General features: G+C 57.4%; 19 protein-coding genes. 8 read left to right on the forward strand and 11 right to left on the reverse strand.

Translation table 11 applies throughout. From position 1 onward, the window contains the following. Positions 1-80: 80 nt before the first annotated feature. From metC to F3I44_RS05385, 4 genes are all read right to left on the reverse strand, one after another. Positions 81-1271 carry a cystathionine beta-lyase gene (gene metC, locus F3I44_RS05370; RefSeq protein WP_150014754.1) on the reverse strand — a complete coding sequence of 397 codons (1191 nt, stop codon included), beginning with the start codon at positions 1269-1271 and terminating at the stop codon, positions 81-83. Positions 1272-1691: 420 nt separating this feature from the next. Continuing rightward, entirely contained in the window at positions 1692-2978 is a 1287-nt protein-coding gene (locus F3I44_RS05375; RefSeq protein WP_150014752.1) for a TRAP transporter large permease, read from the reverse strand. 14 nt (positions 2979-2992) lie between these two features. Next, positions 2993-3499: a TRAP transporter small permease gene (locus F3I44_RS05380; RefSeq protein WP_150014750.1), complete on the reverse strand. Its 507-nt coding sequence runs from the start codon at positions 3497-3499 to the stop codon at positions 2993-2995. A gap of 49 nt (positions 3500-3548) precedes the next feature. Continuing rightward, a complete protein-coding gene (locus F3I44_RS05385; protein WP_150019321.1) occupies positions 3549-4520 on the reverse strand; it encodes a TRAP transporter substrate-binding protein in 972 nt (323 codons plus the stop codon). Positions 4521-4869: 349 nt separating this feature from the next. Here F3I44_RS05385 and exbB point away from each other — a divergent pair, with 349 nt between their 5' ends. From exbB to F3I44_RS05400, 3 genes are all read left to right on the forward strand, one after another. Further along, positions 4870-5592 carry a tol-pal system-associated acyl-CoA thioesterase gene (gene exbB, locus F3I44_RS05390; RefSeq protein ID WP_190285932.1) on the forward strand — a complete coding sequence of 241 codons (723 nt, stop codon included), beginning with the start codon at positions 4870-4872 and terminating at the stop codon, positions 5590-5592. Between the two features lie 6 nt (positions 5593-5598). Further along, positions 5599-6021 (forward strand): TonB system transport protein ExbD, encoded by a 423-nt coding sequence (exbD, locus tag F3I44_RS05395; protein ID WP_150014744.1) that lies wholly within the window; start codon positions 5599-5601, stop codon positions 6019-6021. Positions 6022-6256: 235 nt separating this feature from the next. Beyond that, positions 6257-7579, forward strand: a complete 1323-nt coding sequence (locus F3I44_RS05400) for an MFS transporter (RefSeq protein ID WP_150014742.1) — start codon at positions 6257-6259, stop codon at positions 7577-7579. On the opposite strand, the gene F3I44_RS05405 is transcribed toward F3I44_RS05400, so the two are convergent. The 5 genes from F3I44_RS05405 to F3I44_RS05425 all read right to left on the reverse strand — a co-directional run bounded on the left by F3I44_RS05405 (position 7576) and on the right by F3I44_RS05425 (position 12836). Next, on the reverse strand, positions 7576-8553 hold the full coding sequence (locus tag F3I44_RS05405; RefSeq protein WP_150014740.1) for a spore coat U domain-containing protein: 978 nt from the start codon (positions 8551-8553) through the stop codon (positions 7576-7578). The two genes, F3I44_RS05400 and F3I44_RS05405, sit on opposite strands and share 4 nt — an antisense overlap. Next, on the reverse strand, positions 8550-10997 hold the full coding sequence (locus F3I44_RS05410) for a fimbria/pilus outer membrane usher protein (protein ID WP_150014738.1): 2448 nt from the start codon (positions 10995-10997) through the stop codon (positions 8550-8552). Before F3I44_RS05410 ends, F3I44_RS05405 begins: the two co-directional genes overlap by 4 nt. A gap of 7 nt (positions 10998-11004) precedes the next feature. Further along, positions 11005-11703, reverse strand: coding sequence for a molecular chaperone (locus F3I44_RS05415; protein ID WP_150014736.1), 699 nt, complete (start codon positions 11701-11703; stop codon positions 11005-11007). A gap of 25 nt (positions 11704-11728) precedes the next feature. Then, complete coding sequence (locus F3I44_RS05420) at positions 11729-12196, reverse strand: spore coat U domain-containing protein (protein ID WP_150014734.1); 468 nt, start codon at positions 12194-12196, stop codon at positions 11729-11731. Between the two features lie 70 nt (positions 12197-12266). Beyond that, on the reverse strand, positions 12267-12836 hold the full coding sequence (locus F3I44_RS05425; RefSeq protein WP_150014732.1) for a spore coat protein U domain-containing protein: 570 nt from the start codon (positions 12834-12836) through the stop codon (positions 12267-12269). Between the two features lie 544 nt (positions 12837-13380). Between F3I44_RS05425 and F3I44_RS05430 the strand changes: the two genes are divergently transcribed. The 3 genes from F3I44_RS05430 (at position 13381) to F3I44_RS05440 (ending at position 19279) form a co-directional block, all read left to right on the forward strand. Beyond that, complete coding sequence (locus tag F3I44_RS05430; RefSeq protein ID WP_150019322.1) at positions 13381-15462, forward strand: bifunctional diguanylate cyclase/phosphodiesterase; 2082 nt, start codon at positions 13381-13383, stop codon at positions 15460-15462. 142 nt (positions 15463-15604) lie between these two features. Further along, complete coding sequence (locus F3I44_RS05435) at positions 15605-17749, forward strand: bifunctional diguanylate cyclase/phosphodiesterase (protein WP_150014728.1); 2145 nt, start codon at positions 15605-15607, stop codon at positions 17747-17749. Between the two features lie 126 nt (positions 17750-17875). Next, positions 17876-19279, forward strand: a complete 1404-nt coding sequence (locus tag F3I44_RS05440) for a PLP-dependent aminotransferase family protein (protein WP_150014726.1) — start codon at positions 17876-17878, stop codon at positions 19277-19279. Here F3I44_RS05440 and F3I44_RS05445 read toward each other — a convergent pair. After that, a complete protein-coding gene (locus F3I44_RS05445; RefSeq protein ID WP_013359026.1) occupies positions 19276-19758 on the reverse strand; it encodes a YlaC family protein in 483 nt (160 codons plus the stop codon). The genes F3I44_RS05440 and F3I44_RS05445 overlap by 4 nt on opposite strands. A 331-nt stretch (positions 19759-20089) precedes the next feature. Here F3I44_RS05445 and F3I44_RS05450 point away from each other — a divergent pair, with 331 nt between their 5' ends. After that, a complete protein-coding gene (locus tag F3I44_RS05450; RefSeq protein ID WP_150019323.1) occupies positions 20090-20701 on the forward strand; it encodes a cupin domain-containing protein in 612 nt (203 codons plus the stop codon). A gap of 272 nt (positions 20702-20973) precedes the next feature. Then, positions 20974-23838 carry a bifunctional diguanylate cyclase/phosphodiesterase gene (locus tag F3I44_RS05455; protein WP_150019324.1) on the forward strand — a complete coding sequence of 955 codons (2865 nt, stop codon included), beginning with the start codon at positions 20974-20976 and terminating at the stop codon, positions 23836-23838. On the opposite strand, the gene F3I44_RS05460 is transcribed toward F3I44_RS05455, so the two are convergent. Next, positions 23835-24899: a LacI family DNA-binding transcriptional regulator gene (locus F3I44_RS05460; protein ID WP_150019325.1), complete on the reverse strand. Its 1065-nt coding sequence runs from the start codon at positions 24897-24899 to the stop codon at positions 23835-23837. The genes F3I44_RS05455 and F3I44_RS05460 overlap by 4 nt on opposite strands. Between the last annotated feature and the right edge of the window lie 171 nt (positions 24900-25070).

Here is a 25070-nt window from a genome sequence, read left to right on the forward strand (position 1 = left end):
AACAAATGAGCCTGTGCCCGGTAAACTCTGCGGGCCGCTGCTACGTGGTTTATCTTCTGTTTACTTTCCGTTTATCTGACTTAGCGCGTCAGGCGCGCAAAACCGGCCTCCAGGTCAGCCAGCAGATCATCAACGTGCTCCAGACCAATATGCAGCCGCACCAGCGTGCCGGTGAAATCCACCCCGCCCGCCGGACGAATCTCTGCCAGCTCTTCTGGCTGATTTGCCAGGATCAGCGATTCATAACCACCCCAGGAGTAAGCCATGCTGAAATGATGGAAGTGATCGAGATATTCCGCCAGTTGGGGCGCGCTTAATTTTTCCTGCAGGATGAACGAGAAGAGGCCGCTGCTGCCGTTAAAGTCCCGCTGCCAGAACGCATGACCTTTGCTTTGCGCCAGTGCCGGATGATTCACCCGAGCCACTTCCGGGCGCGCCGCCAACCACTCTGCCACCTGAATCGCACTCTCTTCATGCTGACGCAGACGGGTACCCAGCGTACGCAGACCGCGACTCGCCATGTAGGCGGTATCGGCATCCACCATCTGACCCATCAGATAAGAGTTCTCACGCAGCTGGTCGATACAGCGCGCATTGGCAACCGCCGTGCCGATCATCGCATCGCTGTGACCAATCAGATATTTGGTGCCAGCCTGAATCGAAATGTCGATACCGTGCGCCAGCGCGTTAAACAGAATACCGGCCGCCCAGGTGTTGTCGATCATGATGATCGCCTCGGGCGCTTTCGCGCGTACCGCTGCCACAATCGCCGGAATATCCTGCACTTCCATCGTGATTGAGGCAGGCGATTCCAGGAAGACAACCCGGGTGTCAGGCTGCACCAGCTCACCGATTTCACTGCCGATGCAGTGATCGAACCAGCCGATGGAAACCTGCAGCTTAGCGAGAATTTTAGTACAGAAGTCCTGCGTCGGTTCATAGACCGCGCCGCTCATCAGTACGTGGTCGCCCGCCTCGACAAAAGCCAGGATCGCGTTCGCCACGGCAGCCGCGCCGCAGGGATAAAGCACACAGCCTGCGCCGCCTTCCAGCTCGGTCATCGCATCCTGCAATGCAAAGTGCGTCAGGGTGCCACGACGGCCATAAAAGAGTTCGCCTTTTGCCCGACCGGCGGTGGCGCGTTTTTTCTCCGCAACCGTATCAAAAACCAGCGAAGAGGCGCGCTGAATGACGCTGTTCACCGAGCCCTGGGTATAACGCTTGCTGCGTCCTGCACTGACGAGCGTGGTATCAATTTTTCTGGTGGTCATGAGTCGCCTTTACCGCTTCAGACTAAGTCCTCACGTTATCACGAAACGGCAAGCAGGGTTGAGACTCAATGGTGATTATCAGAGTGCGCCGCAGGAAAAAAACCGGCCCGCGAGCGGGCCTGAAATTGATGACAAAGTGTGGCCCGGTTAGCGGTGAGACCGAGCCAGTTCAGGAAACCCGGTCAGAACGGAAAGGCGCTTATGCCAATCTCTGGCTCGCTCGGCCCACGCGATTACGCACCTCATCCCTGAGGTGCGCCCGTTGCCAGGCCAACGCTTCGCGTTTTTTTCCGGGCGGCGGGACGCTTTCCTCCTCTGACCGTGTTCCCTGCGTGTTGAGCTAAACCCTCGCTGCCAGTTGCACCCTGATTCGAGTTTGCCAGCAGTCCGGGACCCGCAAGCGAGCTGGTTTCCATTGCCTTACATGACGCCCATCAGGCGCGGCAACCAGAGTGAAATAGCGGGAATATAGGTAATCAGCATCAGGACAATGAACAGCATGCCGTAGAAGGGCAGCATCGCCCCGACGACCTGCTCAATCTTCTGTTTACTGACCGCGCTGGCAACAAACAAGACGGTGCCGACCGGTGGCGTAATCAGCCCGATGCCCAGGTTCGTCAGCATGATCATGCCAAAGTGAACGGGATCGACCCCCAGCGCGGTCGCTACCGGCAGCAGCACCGGCGTCAGGATCAGAATCAGCGGTGCCATATCCATCAGCGTGCCCACCACCAGCAGCAGGATATTGATACACATCAGGATCACATATTTGTTATCGGAGAGGCTGGTGAACGCTTCGGTAATAAGGGTCGGCAACTGCATAAAGGTCATCACCGCGCCAAACCCGGCCGCGAAAGCGATTAGCACCATCACGATGGTGACGGTTTTAATGGTGCGGAACAGCAGTATATGCAACTGGCTCCATTTAAAGTCGCGATAGATAAACATGGTGACGAAGAACGCCCAGATACAGGCAATCGCAGCGGATTCCGAGGCGGTAAAAATGCCAGAGAGGATCCCGCCCATAATGATCACGACGGTAAACAGACCCCAGAAGGCATCGAAGAAAATCTTCAGCGCCTGACGAAACGGAATACGCTCGCCTTTGGGATAGCCGCGTTTATGGGCAAAGCCCAGACACATTACCATCAGGCAACCGCCGAGCAGCAGGCCAGGGAAGATCCCGGCAACAAACAGCGAAGAGATGGTTACCATGCCGCCGGTCGCCAGCGAGTAGATGACGGAGTTGTGGCTGGGGGGCGTCAGCACCGCCTGTACCGAACCGCTGGCGGTCACCGCCGCGGCGAAGTCACGTGGATAGCCTTTCTCCTCCATCTGCGGAATCATTACCGAACCAATCGAGGCGGTATCGGCTACCGACGAACCAGAGATAGCGCCAAAAAAGGTTGAAGCGACGATATTAACCAGCGACAGCCCGCCGCGAATAAAGCCAACAAAGATATAGGCGAAGTTGACCAGGCGACGGGCAATGCCGCCCTCGGCCATAATCGCGCCTGCGAGGATGAAGAACGGAATGGTCAGCAGCGAAAATTTGTTAATCCCGTTAGTCACCTGAATTACCACCGCTTCCAGCGGCAGATCGATCCACCAGGCACCGATAAAGGCGCTCAGTCCCACCGCAAAGGCGACCGGAAAACCCACCATCAGCAACACCAGCAAACTGCCTATCAAGATCAATGCATCCATTTTTCTGCTCCGCGTTAGTGGGTACCGCCCAGCGTGACAATCGGCCGCTGGCTCTGATCGCCGCTCAGCAGGCGCTCAATAACAAACAGCAGGGTGAAGATCGCGCCAATCGGGATTGGCAGATACATCTCGCCGTAGGTCACTGCCGGAAGTGAGGCGAGGGTCTGCATCCACATCGCTTCACACAGGCTGTAACTGGCCTGGAAGATCACCAGGCAGGTGATAATCATCAGCAGATCGCTGACGCGCAGCATCAGGCGCTGCCGGGCAGGTGACAGGCGGTCAGTGACCATCGATACGCAGATATGGGTTCCGGCGCGCAGACCCACCGGTGCGCCGATAAAGGTAAAAATGATCATACAGATAATGGCAACCGGCTCCGGCCAGGAGAGCGCACCGTTCATCACGTAACGAGCGAAGATCCCAATCGGGATCACCGTTACCATGATTAACAGCGCAACGGCAGCCACCAGCATGCAGAGCAGATAAAGCCCATCCATCAGACGCGTATAAGCAGACATAATTGATACCTGATTAAGTACGCCACACGGCAGCGTGGCGCGGGAAGGGTTATTTCACCTCAGCGATCCGGGTCATCAGATCCTGATATTTGCCGCCAAACTGATCGCGCACTGGCTGAGTCGCTTTGACGAAATAGTCACGGTCAGTTTGCTGGAAGGTGACGCCTCCCGCCTTCATTTTGGCGATCGACTCTTCGGTATAGGTCGCCCAGAGCTGGCGCTCTTCATCCTGTGCTTCTTTGCCGAGCTTTTTCAGCAAGGCCTGATCCTCGGGTTTCAGGCGATCCCAGGCGCGTTTTGAAAACAGGATCATCTCTGGCTGGATAAAGTGGCCGCTGAGGGTGTAATACTTCGCGACCGGCATGTAGTTATGGGCGACAAAGGTCGGTGGATTGTTCTCGGTGCCATCGACCACGCCGGTCTGCATCGCACTGAACACTTCACTGACGCCCATTGCCACCGGATTCGCGCCCATCGCTTTCAGCGTCGCCAGCGAGATGGCGCTGTTCTGTACCCGGATCTTCATGCCCTTGAGATCGCCCGGCTTTGCCAGCGGCTTCTTGGTGATCATGTTGCGCTCACCGGCATCGGTCCAGCCCAGGAACACCATGCGGGCGTTGGGATCGTTGTCGAATTTGTTGGCAATCTCGCGGCCTATCTCGCCATCCAGCACTTTGTGCATGTGGTCAACGTCGCGGAAAACGTAGGGCAGGGTCAGCACGCTGGTTTCCGGGGCAATTGAGGTAACCGGGGCCAGCGAGACGCGGATCATATCAATGGCACCCAGCTGCACCTGTTGCAGTGTCTGATCTTCATCGCCCAGCACGCCACCGGCGTAGAGCTTCATCTCCAGCCGTCCATCGGTGGCCTGTTTCAGTTTGTCGCCCATGTGTTGCAGGGCAACCACAGTGGGATAACCGGCAGGCTGCACTTCAGCCACTTTGATCACCTGTGCCGTGGCGCAGGCGCTCGCTATCATCGCCGCCAGGGCACTGGCTACACATGTTTTCATCATTCTCATTATATTTTCTCCCGCAGAGGTAAGACGGCCTGCGGTCAGGGCTAACCGCAGAGGGCCGTGAGGAGCCAGCATAGTGAAAACGCGTCTGAGTAAAATGCAGCAATGCTGATTGAATGAATCTCATCACATTTTGAAACGTTGTTTTAATAAATTTTCATGCGGCTTCACATTTTCGAAACATCCTCACAAACCGTGCCTGAACCCGCTCAACAACAGGTCAATAGCGCGGCTCAGCTTTGTAAATACTAATGAGAACTACTATCAATTCGCCGCCATTTTGCTATTATTTGCGCTTGTTTCGCATCCCTGAATCAGAAGTTGGAGAAGCAGCGTGGTAGCCAGTGATTTGATGCAAACGGACCTCTCCGTTTGGGGCATGTATCAACATGCCGATATCGTGGTAAAGGTGGTCATGATTGGCCTGTTAGTGGCCTCAGTGGTGACCTGGGCGATCTTCTTCGGCAAATATGCCGAACTCAGCGCGGCTAAGCGTCGCCTGAAGCGTGAGCAACTGGCCCTGGGCGAAGCCCGCAATCTGAATGACGCCGCCCGCATTGCCCAGTCGTTTACCGGGCACAGCCACTCTGTGGTGCTATTGAACGATGCGCAGAATGAACTTGAACTGTCGGCTGGCGTGGAAGATACCAACGGTATTAAAGATCGCACCAGTTTCCGCCTTGAGCGCCGCGTAGCCGCCTTCAGCCGCCATGCTGGGCGTGGCAACGGTTTCCTGGCGACCATTGGGTCTGTTGCACCCTTTATCGGCCTGTTCGGCACCGTCTGGGGCATCATGAACAGCTTTATCGGCATCGCGAAAACCCAGACCACCAACCTTGCGGTGGTGGCACCGGGTATTGCCGAAGCGCTGCTGGCGACCGCGATTGGTCTGGTTGCTGCGATCCCGGCCGTCGTCATCTATAACGTTTTTGCCCGCATGATTGCCAACTATAAAGCCTCGCTGGGTGATGTCGCCGCGCAGGTGATGCTGCTGCAGAGTCGTGATATCGATCTGGGCACCGTCGCCACAGAGGTTCCGCGTCCTGCGACCGCCCAGAAACTGCGCTTAGGGTAAGTTGTTATGGCCATGCGATTAAACGACGATCTGGAAACCGAGGGTGAAATGCATGAGATCAACGTGACGCCGTTTATCGACGTCATGCTGGTGCTGCTGATCATCTTTATGGTGGCCGCGCCACTGGCCACGGTCGATGTGCGCGTTAATCTGCCCGCGTCCACCAGCGCGCCGCAACCGCGTCCGGAAAAGCCGGTCTATCTGTCGATTAAAGCGGATAAGCAGCTTTACGTCGGTAACGATCAGGTCACGCCCGACTCGCTGGTTAACGTGCTGACCAGCCAGACCCAGGGCAACAAAGAGACCACCATTTTCTTCCAGGCAGACAAGTCGGTAGATTATGAAACGCTGATGAGCGTGATGGATAAGCTGCGCACGGCGGGCTACCTGAAAATCGGTCTGATGGGTATGGAAACCGTGAAGAAATAGCGGGTTATCCGGCAACATGAAAAGGCGACTGTGAAGGTCGCCTTTTTTTATGGCGGCGCTTAGCCAGATAAAATCAGGCAGATCCGCGCCACAACTGCTCACTTATGCTGGCTGATTTGAATTGTTAATTTTTTGTTACTTATGTACACAGAATTGTAAAGTGCAATGGTGAGTCAGGTCACATTAATCTCGCCTCAGGCAGGCTAAAACGGCTAAAAAACAACAGGAAGCCGTTATGAGTCACGCCCCATCTTTACAAAAGCCGCCGAAAAGTGCTGCCCGAACCATCTTCAACGTCACCAGTGGTAACTTCCTGGAGATGTACGATTTTATGGTGTTTGGCTACTACGCCACCGCCATTGCCAAAACCTTCTTCCCCGGCGATGACCCGTTCGCTTCCCTGATGCTGACCCTGATGACCTTTGGTGCCGGTTTCCTGATGCGCCCGCTGGGGGCGATTATTCTGGGTGCCTACATCGACCATCATGGTCGTCGTAAAGGCTTGTTGCTGACGCTGGGCCTGATGGCAATTGGCACCCTGACTATCGCGCTGGTGCCAGGCTACGCCACGCTGGGCGCAGCGGCACCGATTCTAATCCTGCTGGGACGCCTGTTGCAGGGCTTCTCGGCGGGCGTTGAGCTGGGGGGCGTGTCGGTCTATCTGGCCGAAGTCGCGCCGAAAGGTCGCAAAGGCTTTTTCGTCAGCTGGCAGTCGGGCAGTCAGCAGATTGCAGTGATTTTTGCCGCCATGCTGGGGCTGATGCTGAATCATCTGCTGGCGAAAGAGGCGGTGACGGAGTGGGGCTGGCGTATCCCGTTTGTGGTCGGCTGCCTGATTGTGCCGTTCCTGTTCTACATCCGCCGGATGCTGGAAGAGACCGAAGCGTTCAGCAAACGTAAACACCATCCGAGCATGACGGAAATTATGCGGTCGGTGGCCAGCAACTGGGCGCTGGTACTGGCGGGCATGCTGATGGTGGTCACCACCACGGTGATGTTCTACATGATCACCGCCTTTACCCCGACCTTTGGTAAAACCGTGCTGATGATGAGCGACAAACAGGCGTTTCTGGTCACCCTCTGCGTAGGTGTCTCAAACCTGTTCTGGCTGCCACTGATGGGCGCGCTGTCGGACCGCGTCGGTCGCCGTCCGCTGCTGATCATCTTTACCCTGCTGATGATTGTGACGACCTGGCCGGTGCTGCACTGGCTGGTGGGATCGGCCAGTTTTGCCCACCTGCTGGAAGCGGAACTGTGGCTGTCGTTTCTTTATGCCAGCTACAACGGGGCGATGGTGGTCTATCTGGCAGAGATTATGCCTGCTGAGGTGCGAGCCGCGGGTTTCTCTATGGCCTACAGCCTGGCGACGGCGCTGTTTGGCGGCTTCACGCCTGCCATCTCCAGCTATCTGATCCACGCCACCGGTGATAAGGCGATGCCGGGCGTCTGGCTGACCTTTGCTGCCGTCTGCGGGCTGATCGGGACGCTGTTGATTGGCCGGATGGTGAAACAGTATCAGTTGCGCCACAGCGCGACGCCAGCCAGCGCTTCTCTCTAAAAGGACAAATCGACCACCACGCTGTCGCTGTAGTTTCCCGCAGGCGGCGTGTTCTGCGTGGTCAGGATACGCGCGGTGTAGTTAAAGCCGCGCGTCAGTCCATCTGTTGATACCGCCGTCGAGGTGGTACTGCTCCAGCGTTCCGTGCCTGCCGATCCCCAGCGATTGCTGGTCGTGCCTTTATAGATCTCATAGCTCAGTCGGTTTGCGCCGCTAGCCATATTCCTGACGCTACCCGCCGCATAGCTGCCATTGCTCAGCCCGACGGTATAGGTGCTGCCTTTGCTGCACAATACGTTAATGGTCTGCGAGACGGCGGAGAAGCTGCCCACCAGCGGCGCGCTGCCAAAGCTGATATTGGGCGAGGTGATCGTCGTACAGTCATTGGTCAGGATAGCGGTGATGTTAATCGGTATCACGCCGCTGCCATTCTGCTCGCTCAGGCAAATATTACCGACACTGACGCTGGTGCAGACGCGCCAGGTCACCGCCATGTTCAGCGTCACCTGATAGGTTCCGGCGGCCACCACCTGACCGGGAACGGTGCGCAGATAAATCGGAATGGCGAAGTTGAGGCTGCCCAGCAATCCCGCCAGGTTGATCAGTGTCTGCGATCCATAGACAAACGGCGTGCCGCCGATAGTCAGTTCAGTGGCGCAGGCACTGTCGGTGCAGAGCCGCACAGGCACATTATCGCTGCCGGTGTCACCGCTGCGCTTCAGGATGCCGCGCGTGCCGCTGACCGTAGTTGCGCCGGTCAACTGGAAGGTTATCTGGTTATTGCCGAGCAGCGACAGCGACGAGCCGGAGCCACAGTTGACGTTGGCATTGGTGGTGACCGAGCTGACGGTGGTATTCGCCACAAAGGTGGTGACCGAACCAAAGCTTGCTGTGGAGGCGGGCAGGGTACAGGCGGCGTAGCTCAGTGACGGCAGTAGCAGCAACAGGCCAGCCAGTAACAGCGATCTCATCATAGTGGATTTCCGGACATAAAAGGTTCAGCAGGGGCGGCGGCGCTACCTGCAACAGGAGCCGGCAGCGCGCAGGTCAGGGGACCATAGGTTTTCAGCGCCTGCGGCTGACCGCTGGCGATATGCAGCTCGGTTTCGCAGCGGCGACCATCGGGCGTCACCACCTCGATCGGATTGCTGGTGGTAAGATCTTCCATCCAGACGATGCCATCCCAGCCGACATATCCGGTGGGATGGCCAGGCCGCTGCACCCGGCTTGAAACCGGCAGCGGCTGGCCCTGCGCATCAACCAGGATCACGCTGGCAGCGCGCAGTTTCTCCACCGGGAAGTTGAGCAGGTAGCCGCTCTGGCGTTTCACCGCAAAGCGCTGTTCAACCCGTGGCGTGGTCATATCGGCGGGCAGGTCGAGGGTATCGATATCATATTTGGCCGGGTAGTAGCTGCTGATGGCAGGCACCAGCAGATAGCCCTGTTGATTGGTACGTCCCATCGACTGATTTTCATAGCGCACGTTCACGTCGGGATAGCTTGTTTTCACCAGCACAAAGGCGTCGTTGATGGCGTTAGCGGCAAAGACGCTGTTATCCATTAACACCAGCGCGCCAGAGAGATCGGCCCATTGCGTGAGGTTGCCATCATCGCCATAGAAGCCCCCCGACGTGTCGATCTGGTTGTTGCGATAGCGCAGACTGCCCTGACGATAATCGCCGCTGTCACCGCTCTGATTCGCCCAGGAGGCATCCCAGGCAAATCCGCCGTCGCTGGGCATGGCGCTGGAGGCGTAAATGCGCTGACTGTCGCGGCCACGCTGATCGCGTTCGGTGCTGATAGCCGCGCTGCCCTGTTCGCCAAACGGGATGACCAGCGAGATAGCACCGGTCCAGCTCTTCTCCTCCTGATCGCGGCTGGCGGAGACATAGAGGCTGCTGTTGCCCCACAGGTTTTTACTCCATGAGAGGTTCCACAGGCGAGTGCGGTCGCCCTGGCCATCAGTGATATCGATGAAAGCGGCACCGACGCTGCCAAACTGGTTCAGCGAGACGCTGGCGCTGTACTGCGCACTGCGGCGCGACAGTGCGTAGCGGCTATCCGCCTGGCTTCCGGCACGGCTGCCGACCAGCGCCAGATTGCCGAAGTCGCTGCTGCGCTGGGTCTGCTGCGTGCCGATGTTGAACCAGCTGTTGTTGTACTGATAACCCCAGCTGTATTGCCTGCCGCTCTCGCCATCGAGCTGACTTTGCGCCACCGCGCCGTTGACCACTCCCCAGCTGCCGACGCGCAGCTGTCCGCCCAGCCCGCCCATCGCCAGGCTTTCGCTGCCTTCAGCGTGACTCTCCAGCGTCAGCCAGTCGGTCATGCCATATCGGTAAGAACCGCTGGCGGCGGCCTGCCCATAATCGAAGTTTTTGATGCCGTAGTTCTCGCGGATCGCGCCAGCAGAGAAGGCATAATCTGACAGGCCAGATTTCAGCAGATTACTGGAGACGTAAAACGGCATGGTGGTAGTGACGCGACGGCCCACCGCATCGGTGGTGGTGATCACCGCATCACCCGCGCCGTTAACAAACGGCACATTGGTCATCGACCAGGGGCCAGGCTGCACGTTTGCCTGGCTGGAACGATAGCCGTTGATAAAGAGATCGACGGTGGAAGGAACGGCTGCCTGACCGGAAAAAGCGGGCAGCGGATAGGTCACCAGATCGGGACGGACGCTGAAGTCGCGGCCGACGCGGATGCCGCCGAGCCGCACGCTGCTGCTCCAGGCTAGCGAATCGGTGACAAGATCCCCGACCCGCCAGCTTACCGCCGTGTTCTCATCTTCATTGCTCCACCAGCTGTCGTAGCGGATATAGCCGTTGTCCTGATAAGTCGTACTGCCTTCCAGCTGCTGCTGCCAGACGCCGTTAGTTGAGACGTGCCCGGCATCACCAAACAGCCGCAGTTCGTTCCAGGCGGAAAGTCTGGTACCGGTGGTATCAGTGCGGCTGGCGTACAGGTCGTAATTAATCAGCGCACCGCTGCTGGTACGGCCTGGATAGCGCGGTCCATTCTTCGCCTCACCAATGATCTGGCCGGGCAGCCAGTCAGGTGGCACGGTCAGTAGCAGGCGCTGCCGCGCAGCGTCATACTCCACGCTGATGGATTGCAGGCCGCTGACATCAACCTGCGGCTGCTGGCCCAGCTTATCCGGTGACAGCCCGGCACGCTGCAGATCGCTGCTGCGCAGCCAGAAATGACCGTCGCGCTGCTCCACTGCCACAATATTGCCGTTTGCCTGCTGGTTAATCACCAGCTCCAGCATGTATTGCTGACCCGCGCCGCTGCTCTGCAGGCTGGGCGGCGGGGGCAGGGATGAGTAAGTCTCCGCCAGCACAGGATCCGGCGTAAGCGCGTAAATCACGCTGACCACCGCCAGCGCGCAGGGGGGCAGGGAAAAAGGTCTCATTCAGCGCTTACTTCCGGGCAGCGCTGCGCCACTGGCTTTTATTAACCTCTGCGGTGAGTTCGCCGCTGACCGGCACCGTGAGCGGCCAGCGATGCGTGCTGTCCGCCAGCACATAGCCGTATAAGCCTTCGCCCAGCTTGCGACCACCAATCGCCACATTGCTGAGCCGGGCGTGGCCGTTGCCGCTGTTGGTCAGCTGGAGCCAGCGCTTACCGCCCTCGCTGACCTGTTGCCAGTGCAGAGCGGGACGGACGCTGTCGGTGGAGAGCCCGGAACCATACACAAACAGCGGCACCGAATAGCGCATCTGAAAGGTCAGTCCGGCCTGATTTTCGCCGGGATTGTTCGGCGTCGGGATTTCATCCAGCACCACCCGGTAGGCCAGCTCTTTACCGGCCGCAGGCGGCGTCTGTTTAATCAGCCTGACCAGCTGTTTCTGGCCCGGCTCCATCCGCACCATCGGCGGGCTGGCAACAACCTGCTGCTGGGTCTGATACTGCTCCTGACTGTTAATCTGCTGCCAGCTGAAAACCCGGATCTGCATCATGGTCGTGCTGTTACCGCGATTTTCCAGCCAGAGCTCGCTGGCTTTCTCTTCAGGATTAATGGCGGGATCAATGGGCCAGATCATCACCGAGTTGGCGGCGAAGGCCGGAGAGAGCAGAGTGGAACTCAGCAGGAGCAGCAGGGCGCGCAGTGGCTTCATGATCATATCCTTGTTTTCAATCACCTCACCAGGTCAGGGTGACGGTCAGCGTATCGGTATAAACGCCGGCGCGCGCAGTGCCGGGCAGTTGTAGCTGACCATAGATCGGCAGCGTAATGTTATTGGCATTGCTATAGCTCAGCGACACCGCCTGGTTCACCGGGATGACCGTGGTGCGGCTGGCGTTACTAAAGAGCGTATAGGGAACGGTATTGCTGAAATTGGGCAGCTTGAGATTACGGGTAGTGGTGAAGTTGCTGCCCTGGTTAATGCTCATGCTCAGCGTGGTGCCTGGCGTACAGGCAAGGTTAATGGCGGTGCTCTGCACGAAGCTGGCATTGACGGTACTGGCCGCCACGCCAGACTGCGTGCCGAAATTGAGCGTGCCAAAAACGCCGGTATTAGTACCGGATATCACGCAGCCTGCTACCACCGAGGCGGTCACCTGAAAGGTGCTGGTGGGCAGACTCCAGGCGCTGACACTTACTATCATCAGGAGCAGGCTGCGTGCGATCGTCAGGCAGGGTCGCCAGAGAACCAACCTTATTTACCTGCGGCAGCAGTTAGTAGTTCACGGCCACGTTAATGGTATCGGTATAGGTTCCGGCAGGGATCAGGGGGTTAAAGCCACCACCGACCACCCGGCCATAGATGGCGTAGTTGGTACCCAATGTCGGGTCAGTGGTGCCACTGGCCGCGATAGGCGTATTGTTGGCGATCGCCGTGGTGAAGGAGGCGTCACTATAGAGGGTATAGGCGATACCCTGCGCATTATTCGATCCCAGAATCAGATAACGCGGTGACGCAGAAGCGGTGCCATAGATAGTGGCTGGCGCAGCATTGCTGCTGGTCACCACCACGTTGTAATCCTGACCGGTAGTGCAGCGCACAAAAATACCGTTACCGGCGGCACCGACCAGGGTGGCATTCAGGGTATCAAAGGTGGCGGCGCTGCTACCAAAGTTCAGGGTACCGAAGTTAACGCCCGCCGTGGCTGACTGTCCATTTACCAGACAACCAGTGGTCAGCGTCAACGTGGCATTGATGGTTCCCGAGGTCGTAGCCGCCTGGGTTAATGATGGAACAGCAACAGTTAATCCTGCAGCGGCAAACAGAAAAAGCTTGAGTTTCATAATATTTCCTTACGGATTATCGAGAGTCAGTGCTTTTTCACCCGGTGTTTATTAACGATTCAACCCAAAGTAAGGAAATAAAAACAATAAGGCGGGCAGTGCCGCAGTCTTAAGAAAAATCTTAGACTTAAGAATGATGATTTATATCAGTTTTACTTACTATAGATCAGTTAAAGCGTTACGCGAAGTGCTGCCGTTTAATTTTCATTAATCAAAAGGTCTCTCTGGCCGATAACCCAGTTACAGCAAGGCACGAAAGCGAGACGGTAAAACAAAACCCCTTGTTTTATCGGTTTCTGGAATGCTTTCTGCTTCGGTGATATGTTCCTGTACCAATCAGACATAATAACGATTTAGCGCCAGATTCATCAGGCGGTTAATAAAATGCAGGTCACAAATGCCTTGCGTTTGTGGACCTGTTTTGCCCGGTCTTCAGGGCCAGGAAATAGTGAAGTTTATTAACTTTCACCCATTGGGTGTTTTTAAAATGACTTTTCTGACTTTACACAGCACCTGCTTTTCTGCGGGCGTTGAGGAGTTGCACATGTTGCTTGTCACCTGTGATAGCGTTCTGATTTGCGTTTCGCTGATCGTGGCGTTTATTGCCTCTTTTACAGCGCTGGACACCGCCGGACGGGTGGCGGTCTCCCATGGCTGGAGCGCGCGGTTCTGGCTGCTGGTTGGCGGCACGGCAATGGGGATTGGCATCTGGGCCATGCATTTTATCGGGATGCTGGCGATGATGATGCCGATGACGATGCGCTATGACACGCAGCTGACGATCCTCTCGCTGCTGGTGGCGATCCTGGCGTCAATATTCGCCTTCGGCCAGACGGTGGGCGGCCTGCATCTCACCCGTCAGCGGCTACTGCGCGGCACGCTGATTCTGGGTGGGGGCGTGGTGGTGATGCACTATCTCGGTATGTCAGCCCTGCTGATTGATCCGCAACCTGAGTGGAATACGCTGCTGGTGACGCTCTCTGTGCTGATTGCGTTTGTGGCCTCAGGCGTGGCGCTGTGGATGGCGTTTCATCTGCGGCAGGGTGACCATCATCTGCTGCTGATGCGTGGGCTGGCCTCAATAGTGATGGGGATCGCGATTGCAGGCATGCACTATGTGGGTATGGCGGCGGCGGCGTTCCGCCACGGCAGTACAATGCAGTCGCATGGCGTCAGTAGTCCGGGACTGGCGGTATGGGTTTCGCTGATTACGCTGAGTATTCTGGGGATCACCCTGCTGAGTTCGATGCTGGACGCTCAGGTGCGCGCCGCACGGCTGGCAACCCGGCTCAATCGCGCTAACCAGGAGCTGCGTCAGCTGGCGATGCATGACAACCTGACCGCGCTGCCCAACCGGGTGATGCTGGAGCAGCAGCTCGATCTTGCCATCAAACAGGCGATGCTAAAGGAAGATCGCTTTGCCGTGATCTATATGGATCTCGATGGCTTCAAAGCGGTCAATGACACCTGGGGACATCATGTCGGCGACCGGTTACTGGTGGCGGTGGCGGAACGGCTGCGCAGTCAGCTCAGTAACACGATGCTGCTGGTGCGGCTGGGCGGGGATGAGTTTGTGCTGATGGCAGAGTGTGATATCAATCCGGCCCGGCAGCTGGCGCAAAAACTGGTTAAAGTGATCAGTACGCCATTTGAACTTGACCGCTATGTACTGCACGTTTCACTCAGTGCGGGAATTGCGATCTTTCCACTGCATGGACGTAACCGGCAGGAGCTGCTGTTTAATGCCGACGCGGCGATGTATCACACCAAACACAGTGGACGAAACGGCTGGTGCCTGTTTGAACCCGCCATGAGCGCGGCAACGCAGCATCAGCTTGAGCTGGCCAACGATTTGTGGGAGGCCATTGATCGCCAGCAGATGCGGCTTTTCTATCAGCCCAAATTCTGTTCCGGTGGCACCCGGTTAATGGGATTTGAAGCGCTCCTGCGCTGGCAGCATCCGCAGCGCGGTTTGCTGACCCCTGAGCTGTTTTTGCCGCGCGCAGAAAAAACCGGTCAGATTGTAACACTGGGCAACTGGGTGATCGAGGAGGCGTGCCGTCAGTTAAGGGTCTGGCACAGCCAGGGACACAGCGACTGGACGGTTTCGGTTAATCTCTCTGCGCTGCAGTTCCATCAGCGTGATTTGCTGAGCACACTGACGCAGACACTGACGCGTTATCAGCTGTCAGGCAGCGCGCTGATGCTGGAGATCACCGAAACGATTGCCATGCGCGATCCCGCTTTCAGTCAGCAGCGGATTCATGAGTTGCAGCAGGCAGGCGTCAGCGTCGCCATTGATAACTTCGGTATCGGCTATGCCAACCTGTTGCATCTTAAACATCTGGATGCCAGTGAACTTAAGATTGATCGCAGCTTTATCAACTGCCTGCGACCAGGCAGTGAAGATGCGACCGTGGTCAGCGCCATGCTAACGCTGGCACAGAGTCTCAACCTGCGCATGGTAGCGGAAGGCGTCGAGACTGAAGAGCAGCAGCATCTGCTCACAAGCTTAGGCTTTGATGCATTGCAGGGATATCTGCTTGGCAAGCCAACGCCTCCGGAGCGGGTTGACGCGTTCAGTTTTCCCGCACGGCGGCAGCCAGTGGCGTCGGTATCTGGCTGAGACCGACGATAGATTTCATCACTCAGAATGAGTGGAAAGGATGCAGGGTGCGCGGCTCAGTAACCCGCGGTCTATGCCGATAACTAATACAAATTTTAACAACCTCTGCCCAACACCGGCACGGCTTTCGCGGGAATGCACTATGTTAGCGACCTCATACGACACTTTTATCGTCATCGTCTCAGTTCTTGTCGCGATGCTGGCCTCGTTTACCGCCTTAGATATGGCGGGACGGGTGGTACATTCTACCGGCAAAGTGGCGCTGGTCTGGCTGTTCGGCGGCGGTTTCTCCATGGGTATTGGCATCTGGGCGATGCACTTTATCGGCATGCTGTCGATGAGCATGGAGATGGTCATGAGCTACAACGCCGGACTCACCGCATTCTCCGCCGCCATCGCCGTCTGCGCGTCGATATTTGCACTGTGGCTGGTCTGCAGTGGCGATCTGCCTTTGCCGCGTCTGGCGGGCGGCGCGCTGATCCTCGGCAGTGGTGTCGCAGCGATGCACTACACCGGCATGGCGGCGCTGATGTTTTCGCCCGGTATCGTCTGGCAATGGGGTTGGGTGGCGCTGTCGGTGGCGATTGCTCTGGCCGCGTCTGGCGCGGCGCTGTGGCTGGCGTTTAACCTGCGTGAGGGTCAGACCGGCCGGGTCACGCTGCTGCGTATTGGTGCCTCGGTGGTCATGGGCTGTGCGATTGCAGGTATGCACTATACCGGCATGATGGCGGCAGAGTTTCCCGTCCACAGCCATCCGGTCGGGCAGGGCGTTAACAGCAACTGGCTGGCGATTCTGGTCACCGTGGTCACCCTCTCAATTCTGGGCATAACCCTGCTGGTCTCGATGCTGGATGCACGGATGCAGGCGCGAACCTCGATTCTCGCCAGTTCGCTCGCTGAAGCGAATCGCGAGCTGGCTCAGCTGGCGCTGCACGATAACCTGACCCGGCTGCCGAACCGTATCCTGCTGGAGGATCGACTGGAGCAGGCGATCAACAAAGCGAACCGTGAGCAGACGCAGTTTGCCCTGTTGTTTATGGATCTCGATGGGTTTAAGGCGGTTAACGACGCCTTTGGACATCACATTGGCGACAGTCTGCTGGTCGGTGTGACCGAGCGGATGAGTCAGCAGATGACCGGCTACTACACGCTGGCGCGGCTGGGTGGGGATGAGTTTGTGCTGCTGGTTGAGATCGACGATCCAAATGATGCCGCAGCCATCGCCGATAAGCTGGTTAAAGCGGTGGATCGTCCATTTGATATCTCACGCTATGAGCTGATGGTCTCGCTGAGTATTGGTATCGCGGTGTATCCCGGCGATGGCGTGGATGAGCGCGAACTGATGTTCAACGCCGATGCGGCGATGTATCACACCAAAAATAATGGCCGTAACGGCTATACCTTCTTCCAGCCCTCAATGAACCTTCAGGCGCAGAGTCAGCTTCAGCTGAATAACGATCTCTGGCAGGCACTGGATAACGATGAACTGCGCCTGTTCTATCAGCCAAAATATTGTGCGCCGGGCGGCCCGATCCTCGGCTTTGAGGCGTTACTGCGCTGGCAGCACCCGAAGCGTGGCCTGCTGTCGCCTGATAAATTCCTGCCGATGGCGGAGAAGACCGGCATGATTGTCAACATTGGCAACTGGGTAATCCATGAAGCCTGTGGTCAGCTGCGCCAGTGGCATCTGCAGGGCCACCCGGACTGGTCGGTGGCGGTGAACCTGTCGGCGTTGCAGTTTGAGCAATCGAATCTGGTGGAGACGGTAGTGGATGCGCTGACAAAACATCAGATTCCGGCCGAACAGCTGACGCTGGAAGTGACCGAGACCACTGCGATGCGCGATCCCGATGAGAGCGTGCGTATTCTCACCGAGCTGACTCAGCTCGGCGTCAAAGCTTCAATTGATGACTTTGGCACCGGTTACTCCAGCCTGCTCTATCTGAAACGTCTGCCGGCCAGTGAGCTTAAGATCGATCGGGCCTTTGTTAATGAGCTGCAGGATCAGAAAGAAGATGCCACCATCGTATCGGCGATTGTGGCGCTGGCACAGTCGCTGCAGCTGAAAGTGGTGGCTGAAGGCGTTGAAACCGCTGAGCAGCAAGCCTTTCTGACCAGCCTGGGTTGCAATACGCTGCAGGGCTATCTGCTGGGCAAGCCGGTTCCCCCTGAGCGGGTACCGGATCTGGCTAACTTTGTGGTGGGGGAAACGGAAGAGGTGATGGCAAACGTGAGTCCGATTGTTGAAGCCGATCAGCCACTGACGCCCCAGGTAGCGGTGATCTGACGCACCTGATCAGAGCTGAATCAGCGTAATCAGTACGATAAGCGATTCGCACCGCCTGTCATTGGTCGCCTGCCGTGGTAAAGTCTCGCGGTCAGACTACTCGCGGTAAACAAGGAGAGGCGACCCGTGGCGAAATACCAGCGCTTGATGGATGAGATTCAGCAGCAGATCGAGGCCGGCATCTGGCTGCCCGGCACCCGTTTACCGTCGCTGCGTCAGCAGGTCGCGCAGCAGGGTGTCAGCCTGATGACGGTGCTACATGCCTATGAGCTGCTGGAGAGTCAGGGCTGGATCGTCTCGCGTCCACAGTCAGGTTACTACGTGGCACCGCGTGCCTTAGCGCCCGCACCGCTGAGTGTGGCGATCAGCGAGCAGGTCGATATCAACGACTTTGTGTTTGATGTACTGCAGGCCACGCGCGATCCCGCCATCGTGCCGTTTGGCTCTGCGTTCCCCGATCCGGCACTCTTTCCGCAGCGTCAGCTGATGCGCTCGCTGGCGAACGTCTCTCATCATCTGACGCCAACCGATGCGCTGCATAATCTGCCGCCCGGCAACGCCACGCTGCGACAGCTGCTGGCGCAGCGCTATGCGCGTCAGGGCATCACCCTGTCGCCGGATGAAATTGTCATCACCAGCGGGGCGCTGGAGGCGCTGAACCTCAGCCTGCAATCCCTGACCGAGCCGGGCGACTATGTGGTGATTGAGCAACCGAGTTTTTATGGCGCGCTGCAGGCGATTGAGCGGCTTAAACTCAAGGCGCTGGCGATTCCGGTGGATGCAAATCAGGGCATCGATCTCGTTCAGCTGGAAGAGGCGCTGCAACGCTGGCCGGTAAAAGCCTGCTGGCTGATGACGACATTGCAGAATCCGCTGAGCGTGACATTAACGCCGGAGCGCAAACAGCAACTGGTGGCGCTGCTGGCACGTTATCAGGTGCCGATAATTGAAGATGATGTCTATGCCGAACTCTGGACGGGTGAGGCTGCGCCGCTGCCCGCGAAGGCCTGGGATCGGCAGGGAAACGTGCTGCACTGTGGCTCGTTTTCCAAGTCGCTGGTGGCCGGTTTTCGCGTCGGCTGGGTGGCGGCGGGACAGCATGCGCAGCGCATTCAGCGCCTGCAGCTGATGAGCACGCTCTCGACCAGCGCACCGATGCAGCTGGCGCTGGCCGATTTTCTTGCCACGCGGCGTTACGACACCCATCTGAAGCGGTTGCGACAGATACTGGCGAAGCGACAGCAGATGGTGCGTCAGGCGTTGCTCAAGGTGCTGCCGCCGCAGGCTACGCTCAGCGAAGCGCGCGGCGGCTATTTTCTCTGGGTGACGTTGCCGGAGAGCATCAACACTACCCGGCTCTACCAGCAGGCGCTGGCTCAGGGGATCAGTATTGCACCGGGACAGTTATTTTCGGCAGGAGAGCAGTTCAGTCACTGTTTCAGACTGAATACCGCCTGGCCGTGGGATAGCCGGGCCGAGGCGGCAATAGCGACGCTGGGTCAGTTAATGGCGGAACCGCAGGCGGATTAGACGCGCGCTGCTTCCTGGTGGCCCCAGGTCAGGTAGTAGACATCATAAAAGTCCACTTCCCCTTTTTGCGTCAGCAGACGCTGGATACCGCTTTTAACCCGTTCCGGTGTTTCAGGCAGTGACAGAATGCGTGAGATAGCCTGTTCGCGCACCGGCTGAACGTAATACCACTCACCGTTGTAGCAGACACGCAGATCGAGCGCATCGATATCTTCAAAGCGATATTTCGGGTTGATATCAAGCAGCATCAGCACGCTCATTACCAGCACAAATGCGGTGGCAAACCAGAAGGCGGGCCAGCCGAGCATCTCGGTGGTAAATATCAGCGCCACGCACAGGCCGTAGCAGAGATACATCACAGCCCACAGACCGGGATGGTTCTTCAGAAACGAGAGGCTAAAGCGCGGCAAGTTGTCGCGACGTTCTTCGCGGTTAAGCGTGGCGATCTCGTCAATCAGGATTTGTTTAATAGCGTCCATTGGTTACCTCACTGTCATCTGTTAGCTATTACAACAGATAACAGTCAAGCATATCAGAAACAGATCTGTGCGATTTTTGTATAACAGTTTATCAAAAGAGTGCCCTGGCATCGGGCTGCCGTACCTGCGTGCCGGCTCGCCTGACATTTTGCAACACTTTGCCGCAGTAAGAACCGCTATCCGCCGCCGTACGGGGGCGGTCTCGCCCTATTGTTAACGACACATTTGGCTTTAGTCAGCAATATCAGTCAATTATCTCAATTGTGTCGTCCGGCGCACATTGCATTGTGCCGCGGGTTTGCCACACTTAGAAAAAAACCGGAGAACCTGTATGCGTGCCTCATCCTCCAGTCTGATGTTAATGATGTCCTTTGCCGCAGGCACCTTCGCGGCCGGGGCTTCTGATAATCCTCAGCATCTGATGCTCGCCATTCCGTCGGGCGGCGTACCTAATAACCCGTTACCTCTGATTATCTGGCCGCGCGTAGTGCCGGAAGAGGAAGAGATCGCAGCGTGGTTTGAGAAAACTTTCGACGAAAACGGCTGGCCACCCGCCTGGCGCTATCCGATTTTCCCCTATACCCACTATCATCCCAACACCCATGAGCTGCTTGGCGTTGCGGAAGGCTGGGCAGAAGTGCTGTTTGGCGGCGACAGTGGCCGGATGGTCACCCTGCGCGCAGGCGATGCGGTGCTGATCCCGGCGGGTGTCGGTCATCGCCAGGTCAGCGCCAGCGAAGATTTTATGGTGATCGGTGCCTATCCGCGCGGCATGTCGCCTGAGACGCTGCGCGACGAACCCGCGAAGCTGAAAATGGCGCAGCAGCAGGTGAAAAAAGTGCTGTTGCCGACCCAGGACCCGTTTACCGGCAAAGAGGGCGCGTTAACCGAAATCTGGCAGCCGATTGCCGCGATGCATTTACAGCAACAGATGGACCTGTAAACGCCGTTTCTGTCGCGAAATGATTAAGCGCGAGCCAGCCTCGCGCTCTGACCATGCTGGCTGTAAAACCTGCCTTAACGCCTGACCTCAGGCGCTTATCCCGATCATTACGCCATTGAACATTTGCTCGCCGCTGCCGATAACTCCCCTGTTAAGATTAGTTATTCTTCTTAATACGCTTGTCTTCGCAGACCTTTTCCGCTTTAGTCTCGGCTCGCGTTTAAGAACATTCCTAAGCCTTTACCGGGCTACCGAGCAGCAGGCAAATAACAATGGATAATAACTCTGATGTCATGTATCGCATGCTGGTACAAGTCGTGATCGACTACGCGATCACCATGCTTAAACCGGACGGAACTGTCGCCAGCTGGAATGACGGGGGTCTGCACGTCCTTGGTTACAGGCCAGACGAAATTATTGGACAGCACGCCGCCCTGTTTTACAACGAAGAGGATCGCCGACGCGGTCAGCCGCAGCGCGAACTTGATATCGCCACCACCACCGGACGTTACGAAAACGAAGGCTGGCGCTGCCGTAAAGATGGCAGCAGCTTCTGGGCACACGTGGTCATCTATCCGATCCGCGACGAGACCGCTCAGCTGATTGGGTTTGCTGCGGTCTGCCGCGACTGCACCCGGCTGCAGGAGCAGCAACGCAAAGAGCGGGAGCAGGAGATGCGCTTCCGCCTGCTGGTTGAGGGCGTCACCGATTACGCCATCTATATGCTCGATCAGGATGGAAACGTAGTGAACTGGAACGCCGGCGCACAGCGCGCCAAAGGCTATGTGGCGGAAGAGATTGTCGGCCAGCATTTTTCCCGGTTCTACAGCGCGCAGGATCGACTCAATCATATCCCCAGCCAGAACCTGCAAACGGCTTATCGCACCGGCCGTTTTGAAGATGAGGGCTGGCGCTACCGCAAAGATGGCAGTGCGTTCTGGGCACATGTGGTGATCGACACGATCCGCGACGATCAGGGCAAACTGCTGGGCTATGCCAAAATCACCCGTGACTGCACCGAACAGCAGCGCGTCCGCAGCGAGCAGCGCGAGCAGGAGCAGCGTTTTCGCCTGCTGGTAGAGGGCGTCACGGATTACGCCATCTATATGCTTGATACCGACGGCGTGGTGGTGAACTGGAATGCTGGCGCACAGCGCGCCAAAGGCTATAAAGCGGATGAAGTAGTGGGTCAGCACTTCTCGCTGTTTTACAGCGCTCAGGAGCGGCTGAACAGGATACCGGAAGCGAATCTCGGTATTGCGCTGAAAACCGGTCGTTTTGAAGATGAGGGCTGGCGCTACCGTAAAGATGGCAGCGCGTTCTGGGCGCATGTGGTTATCGACGCGATCCATGATGATGACGGTAAGCTGATCGGTTTCGCCAAGATCACCCGCGATCGCACGGAAGGCCGTGAGCAGGAGCAGCAGATCCTGCGCGCCCGGGATCTGGCCGAAGCCCAGAGCACGCAGAAAACCGCCTTGTCTAAATTCCTGGACAACATCATTGCCAACATTCCCTCCTGCGTGATTGTTGAAGATGCGATCACCCGCGAGATCCTGCTGGTGAATGACCGCACCCAGCAGCTGTTTGGCCTGGCGAAATCGCTGATCGTTAACAAGCGGCCGCACGAATGTATGTCGCCTGAGCTTAGTGACTATTTTAACAATCTGGCGGACGTTGCACTGCGCAGTGAGGGCATACATGAGCGTGAGCAGTTGCTGATGACTGCCAGCGGCGAACGCATTCTGCATACCCGCGCTACCGCAATTAATGGCCAGGATGCGCGCCGCAACTACCTGATGCTGCTGGTGGAAGATGTTACCGACCAGCGCGCCGCCGATGCCCGTATTCACCATATGGCGCACCACGACAACCTGACCAGCCTGCCGAATCGCATGCTGTTCCGCCAGCGTCTGAGTGAGGCGTTGCGCACCGCGAGCCAGACGCAGCGCCAGACCGCCGCGCTGTGCCTTGATCTTGATAACTTCAAAAATGTGAACGATGCGCTTGGCCATCAGATTGGCGATGAGCTGCTGCGCAGCGTGGCTAAACGTCTGCGAAACACGCTGCGCGATCAGGATACGCTGGCGCGCATTGGTGGCGATGAGTTCGCTATCGTGCTGCCCTCGGTAGCAAACAGTGAGGAGGCGAGCATTGTGGCTCAGCGTCTGATCGAGGCGATTCGTCCGCCGGTCAACGTTGAAGGTCATAATCTGTCGGTCGGGCTGAGCGTGGGTATTGCACTCAGCACCACCATCACCAATACGCCGGAGCAGTTGCTGCGCTGTGCGGATATGGCGCTGTATGAAGCCAAACGTAATGGCCGCAACCGCTATGAGCACTTTACGCTGGAGATGGATGATGTGGCACGCAGCCGACGCCTGATTGAAAACGATCTGCGCGATGCGATCAGCGGCGGGCATTTACGGCTCTACTATCAGCCTATTACCAATGGCGATCACCGCACAATTATTGGCTATGAAGCGCTGATGCGCTGGCATCATCCGATCCGCGGGCTGATTATGCCCAACGACTTCATCCCGATTGCGGAAGAGACCGGCCTGATTCATATGCTGGGAGCCTTTGCCCTTTATGAAGCCTGTCGTGAAGCGGCGAGCTGGGAAGGGGAGCAGTCGGTCTCAGTCAACCTCTCACCGCTGCAGTTTAAAAACAGCTCGCTGGTGCCGGTGGTTGAAGGTGCGCTGAAGGAGTCAGGTCTCGATCCGGCGCGACTGGAAGTCGAGATCACCGAATCGGTGCTGCTGGATGACTCGCTGGGGAATATCCGTACCCTGCAGAATCTCAAGGCGCTGGGCGTGCAGATTGCGCTGGATGATTTCGGCACCGGCTATTCGTCGCTGAGCTATCTGCGATCCTTCCCGTTCGACAAAATCAAAATCGACAAGTCGTTTATCAACGATATGGGCGACAGCCGCGAGGCGCTGGCGATAATCCGCGCGATTACCGGCATGAGCCGCAGTCTGGATATCCAGATTACCGCTGAAGGCGTGGAGAGCGATGAGCAGTTCGCGAAGCTGCGGGATGAGGGCTGTACGTTGTTCCAGGGCTTCCTGTTCGGACGGCCTCAGCCGTCAGAGCTGCGGCTGAAAACGCTGGGTGAATCCGCGCCGGGTTAATCATAAAGGCCATGCTGCTGAACCGGCGCATGGCTGAGATTATCGCGGATGCGGCGCACCGACTCGCGCACCACCAGCCTGCCATTCAGCAACAGGCTGCCGGTGGGTGTGCCAGGGTTCAGCCGCATCTCCTGCAGCATTCTGACTGCCGCTGCGCCCAGCTCATCACGTGGCACCTGCACCGAGGTCAGCGGAATATCGTGGATAGCGGCCAGGTTAAACCCATCCATGCTCATTACCGAGATATCCTGCGGCACCCGCAGGCCGGCCTGCTCCAGCGCCGTGACGGCACCTGCGGCTATGTAATCCCCGCTGGCGAGAATCGCCGTCGGACGCAGCGCGTCAGGGCAGTGGCACAGATATTCACCCAGCCGTTCCGCCGCCTCATTGCTGCTGAAGCTGTTCAGGGTTAGCAGATGCTGGCGACTGTCAAAGCGCAGATTCATGGCGTGCCAGGCGTCGCGCACCCCCTGTAAGCGTTGCTCCATGGTATAGCGGCGCAGGCAGTGCAGGGACAGGATCTGCCGATGTCCCTGCTCAAACAGGTAGCGCGCGGAGAATTCACCAATCAGCTGATGATGCGGCGAGACTGACGGCAGCCGCATACGGCGATCGCGGGCGTTGATCAGCACGCAGGGCTTGTTCATCTCCGCCGCCAGCTGATGAATATGCTCATCATCAATGCCGATCAGCAGGGCGGCTTCGGTCTGCTGCATCTTATCGATAAACAGCGCGGCATTACTCTCCACCTCTTCCAGCGGGCAGTAGCGCAGCCGCACCTCATGTGGCTCTACCGCCTGGCTGATTCCCTGAATCACCTTGTAGTAGAAAATGTCGCTGCGTACGTCAAAGGCGCGCGGTGGAGCAAAGACCATCAGGTTATTCAGCAGCAGGCGACCGCTGTGCAGATTATCCAGCACGCCCTGCTGCTGCGCCACGGCCAGCACTTTGTCCCGCGTCGCGGGACGGGTATTCGCTTTTCCGGCCAGTACCCGCGATACCGTACTGATCGAGACTCCGCTCAGCGCCGCAATCTCACTGATTTTCAGCCTTTGTTTCATTCTGTGATCGCCTTCAAATCTGCCAGTGAAAAATTTTTCATAGTCTGCTGAATCGCGTCAGATAAGCGTTTCAGTGCCATTTTTTATCGCGATTCAGCCTGCCATGAAAAGCGTTGCAAAAAAGTGGCTGTACCCACGTTTCCCACTTTTCTAAGTTCGATAAAAGGACAC

It is taken from the genome of Pantoea sp. F_5, from assembly GCF_008631595.1.
GTDB lineage: Bacteria > Pseudomonadota > Gammaproteobacteria > Enterobacterales > Enterobacteriaceae > Pantoea > Pantoea gossypiicola.

Bases quoted from the DNA above. Each gene is read 5' to 3' on its own strand.
- F3I44_RS05435 (WP_150014728.1), top strand. From the start codon at position 15,605: ATGTTAGCGACCTCATACGACACTTTTATCGTCATCGTCTCAGTTCTT.
- F3I44_RS05380 (WP_150014750.1), bottom strand. From the start codon at position 3,499: ATGTCTGCTTATACGCGTCTGATGGATGGGCTTTATCTGCTCTGCATG.
- F3I44_RS05375 (WP_150014752.1), bottom strand. From the start codon at position 2,978: ATGGATGCATTGATCTTGATAGGCAGTTTGCTGGTGTTGCTGATGGTG.
- F3I44_RS05450 (WP_150019323.1), top strand. From the start codon at position 20,090: ATGCGTGCCTCATCCTCCAGTCTGATGTTAATGATGTCCTTTGCCGCA.
- F3I44_RS05430 (WP_150019322.1), top strand. From the start codon at position 13,381: ATGTTGCTTGTCACCTGTGATAGCGTTCTGATTTGCGTTTCGCTGATC.
- F3I44_RS05410 (WP_150014738.1), bottom strand. From the start codon at position 10,997: ATGAGACCTTTTTCCCTGCCCCCCTGCGCGCTGGCGGTGGTCAGCGTG.
- F3I44_RS05385 (WP_150019321.1), bottom strand. From the start codon at position 4,520: ATGAGAATGATGAAAACATGTGTAGCCAGTGCCCTGGCGGCGATGATA.
- F3I44_RS05460 (WP_150019325.1), bottom strand. From the start codon at position 24,899: ATGAAACAAAGGCTGAAAATCAGTGAGATTGCGGCGCTGAGCGGAGTC.
- exbB (WP_190285932.1), top strand. From the start codon at position 4,870: ATGCAAACGGACCTCTCCGTTTGGGGCATGTATCAACATGCCGATATC.
- F3I44_RS05420 (WP_150014734.1), bottom strand. From the start codon at position 12,196: ATGATAGTAAGTGTCAGCGCCTGGAGTCTGCCCACCAGCACCTTTCAG.
- metC (WP_150014754.1), bottom strand. From the start codon at position 1,271: ATGACCACCAGAAAAATTGATACCACGCTCGTCAGTGCAGGACGCAGC.
- F3I44_RS05455 (WP_150019324.1), top strand. From the start codon at position 20,974: ATGGATAATAACTCTGATGTCATGTATCGCATGCTGGTACAAGTCGTG.
- F3I44_RS05405 (WP_150014740.1), bottom strand. From the start codon at position 8,553: ATGATGAGATCGCTGTTACTGGCTGGCCTGTTGCTGCTACTGCCGTCA.
- F3I44_RS05415 (WP_150014736.1), bottom strand. From the start codon at position 11,703: ATGAAGCCACTGCGCGCCCTGCTGCTCCTGCTGAGTTCCACTCTGCTC.
- exbD (WP_150014744.1), top strand. From the start codon at position 5,599: ATGGCCATGCGATTAAACGACGATCTGGAAACCGAGGGTGAAATGCAT.
- F3I44_RS05400 (WP_150014742.1), top strand. From the start codon at position 6,257: ATGAGTCACGCCCCATCTTTACAAAAGCCGCCGAAAAGTGCTGCCCGA.
- F3I44_RS05445 (WP_013359026.1), bottom strand. From the start codon at position 19,758: ATGGACGCTATTAAACAAATCCTGATTGACGAGATCGCCACGCTTAAC.
- F3I44_RS05425 (WP_150014732.1), bottom strand. From the start codon at position 12,836: ATGAAACTCAAGCTTTTTCTGTTTGCCGCTGCAGGATTAACTGTTGCT.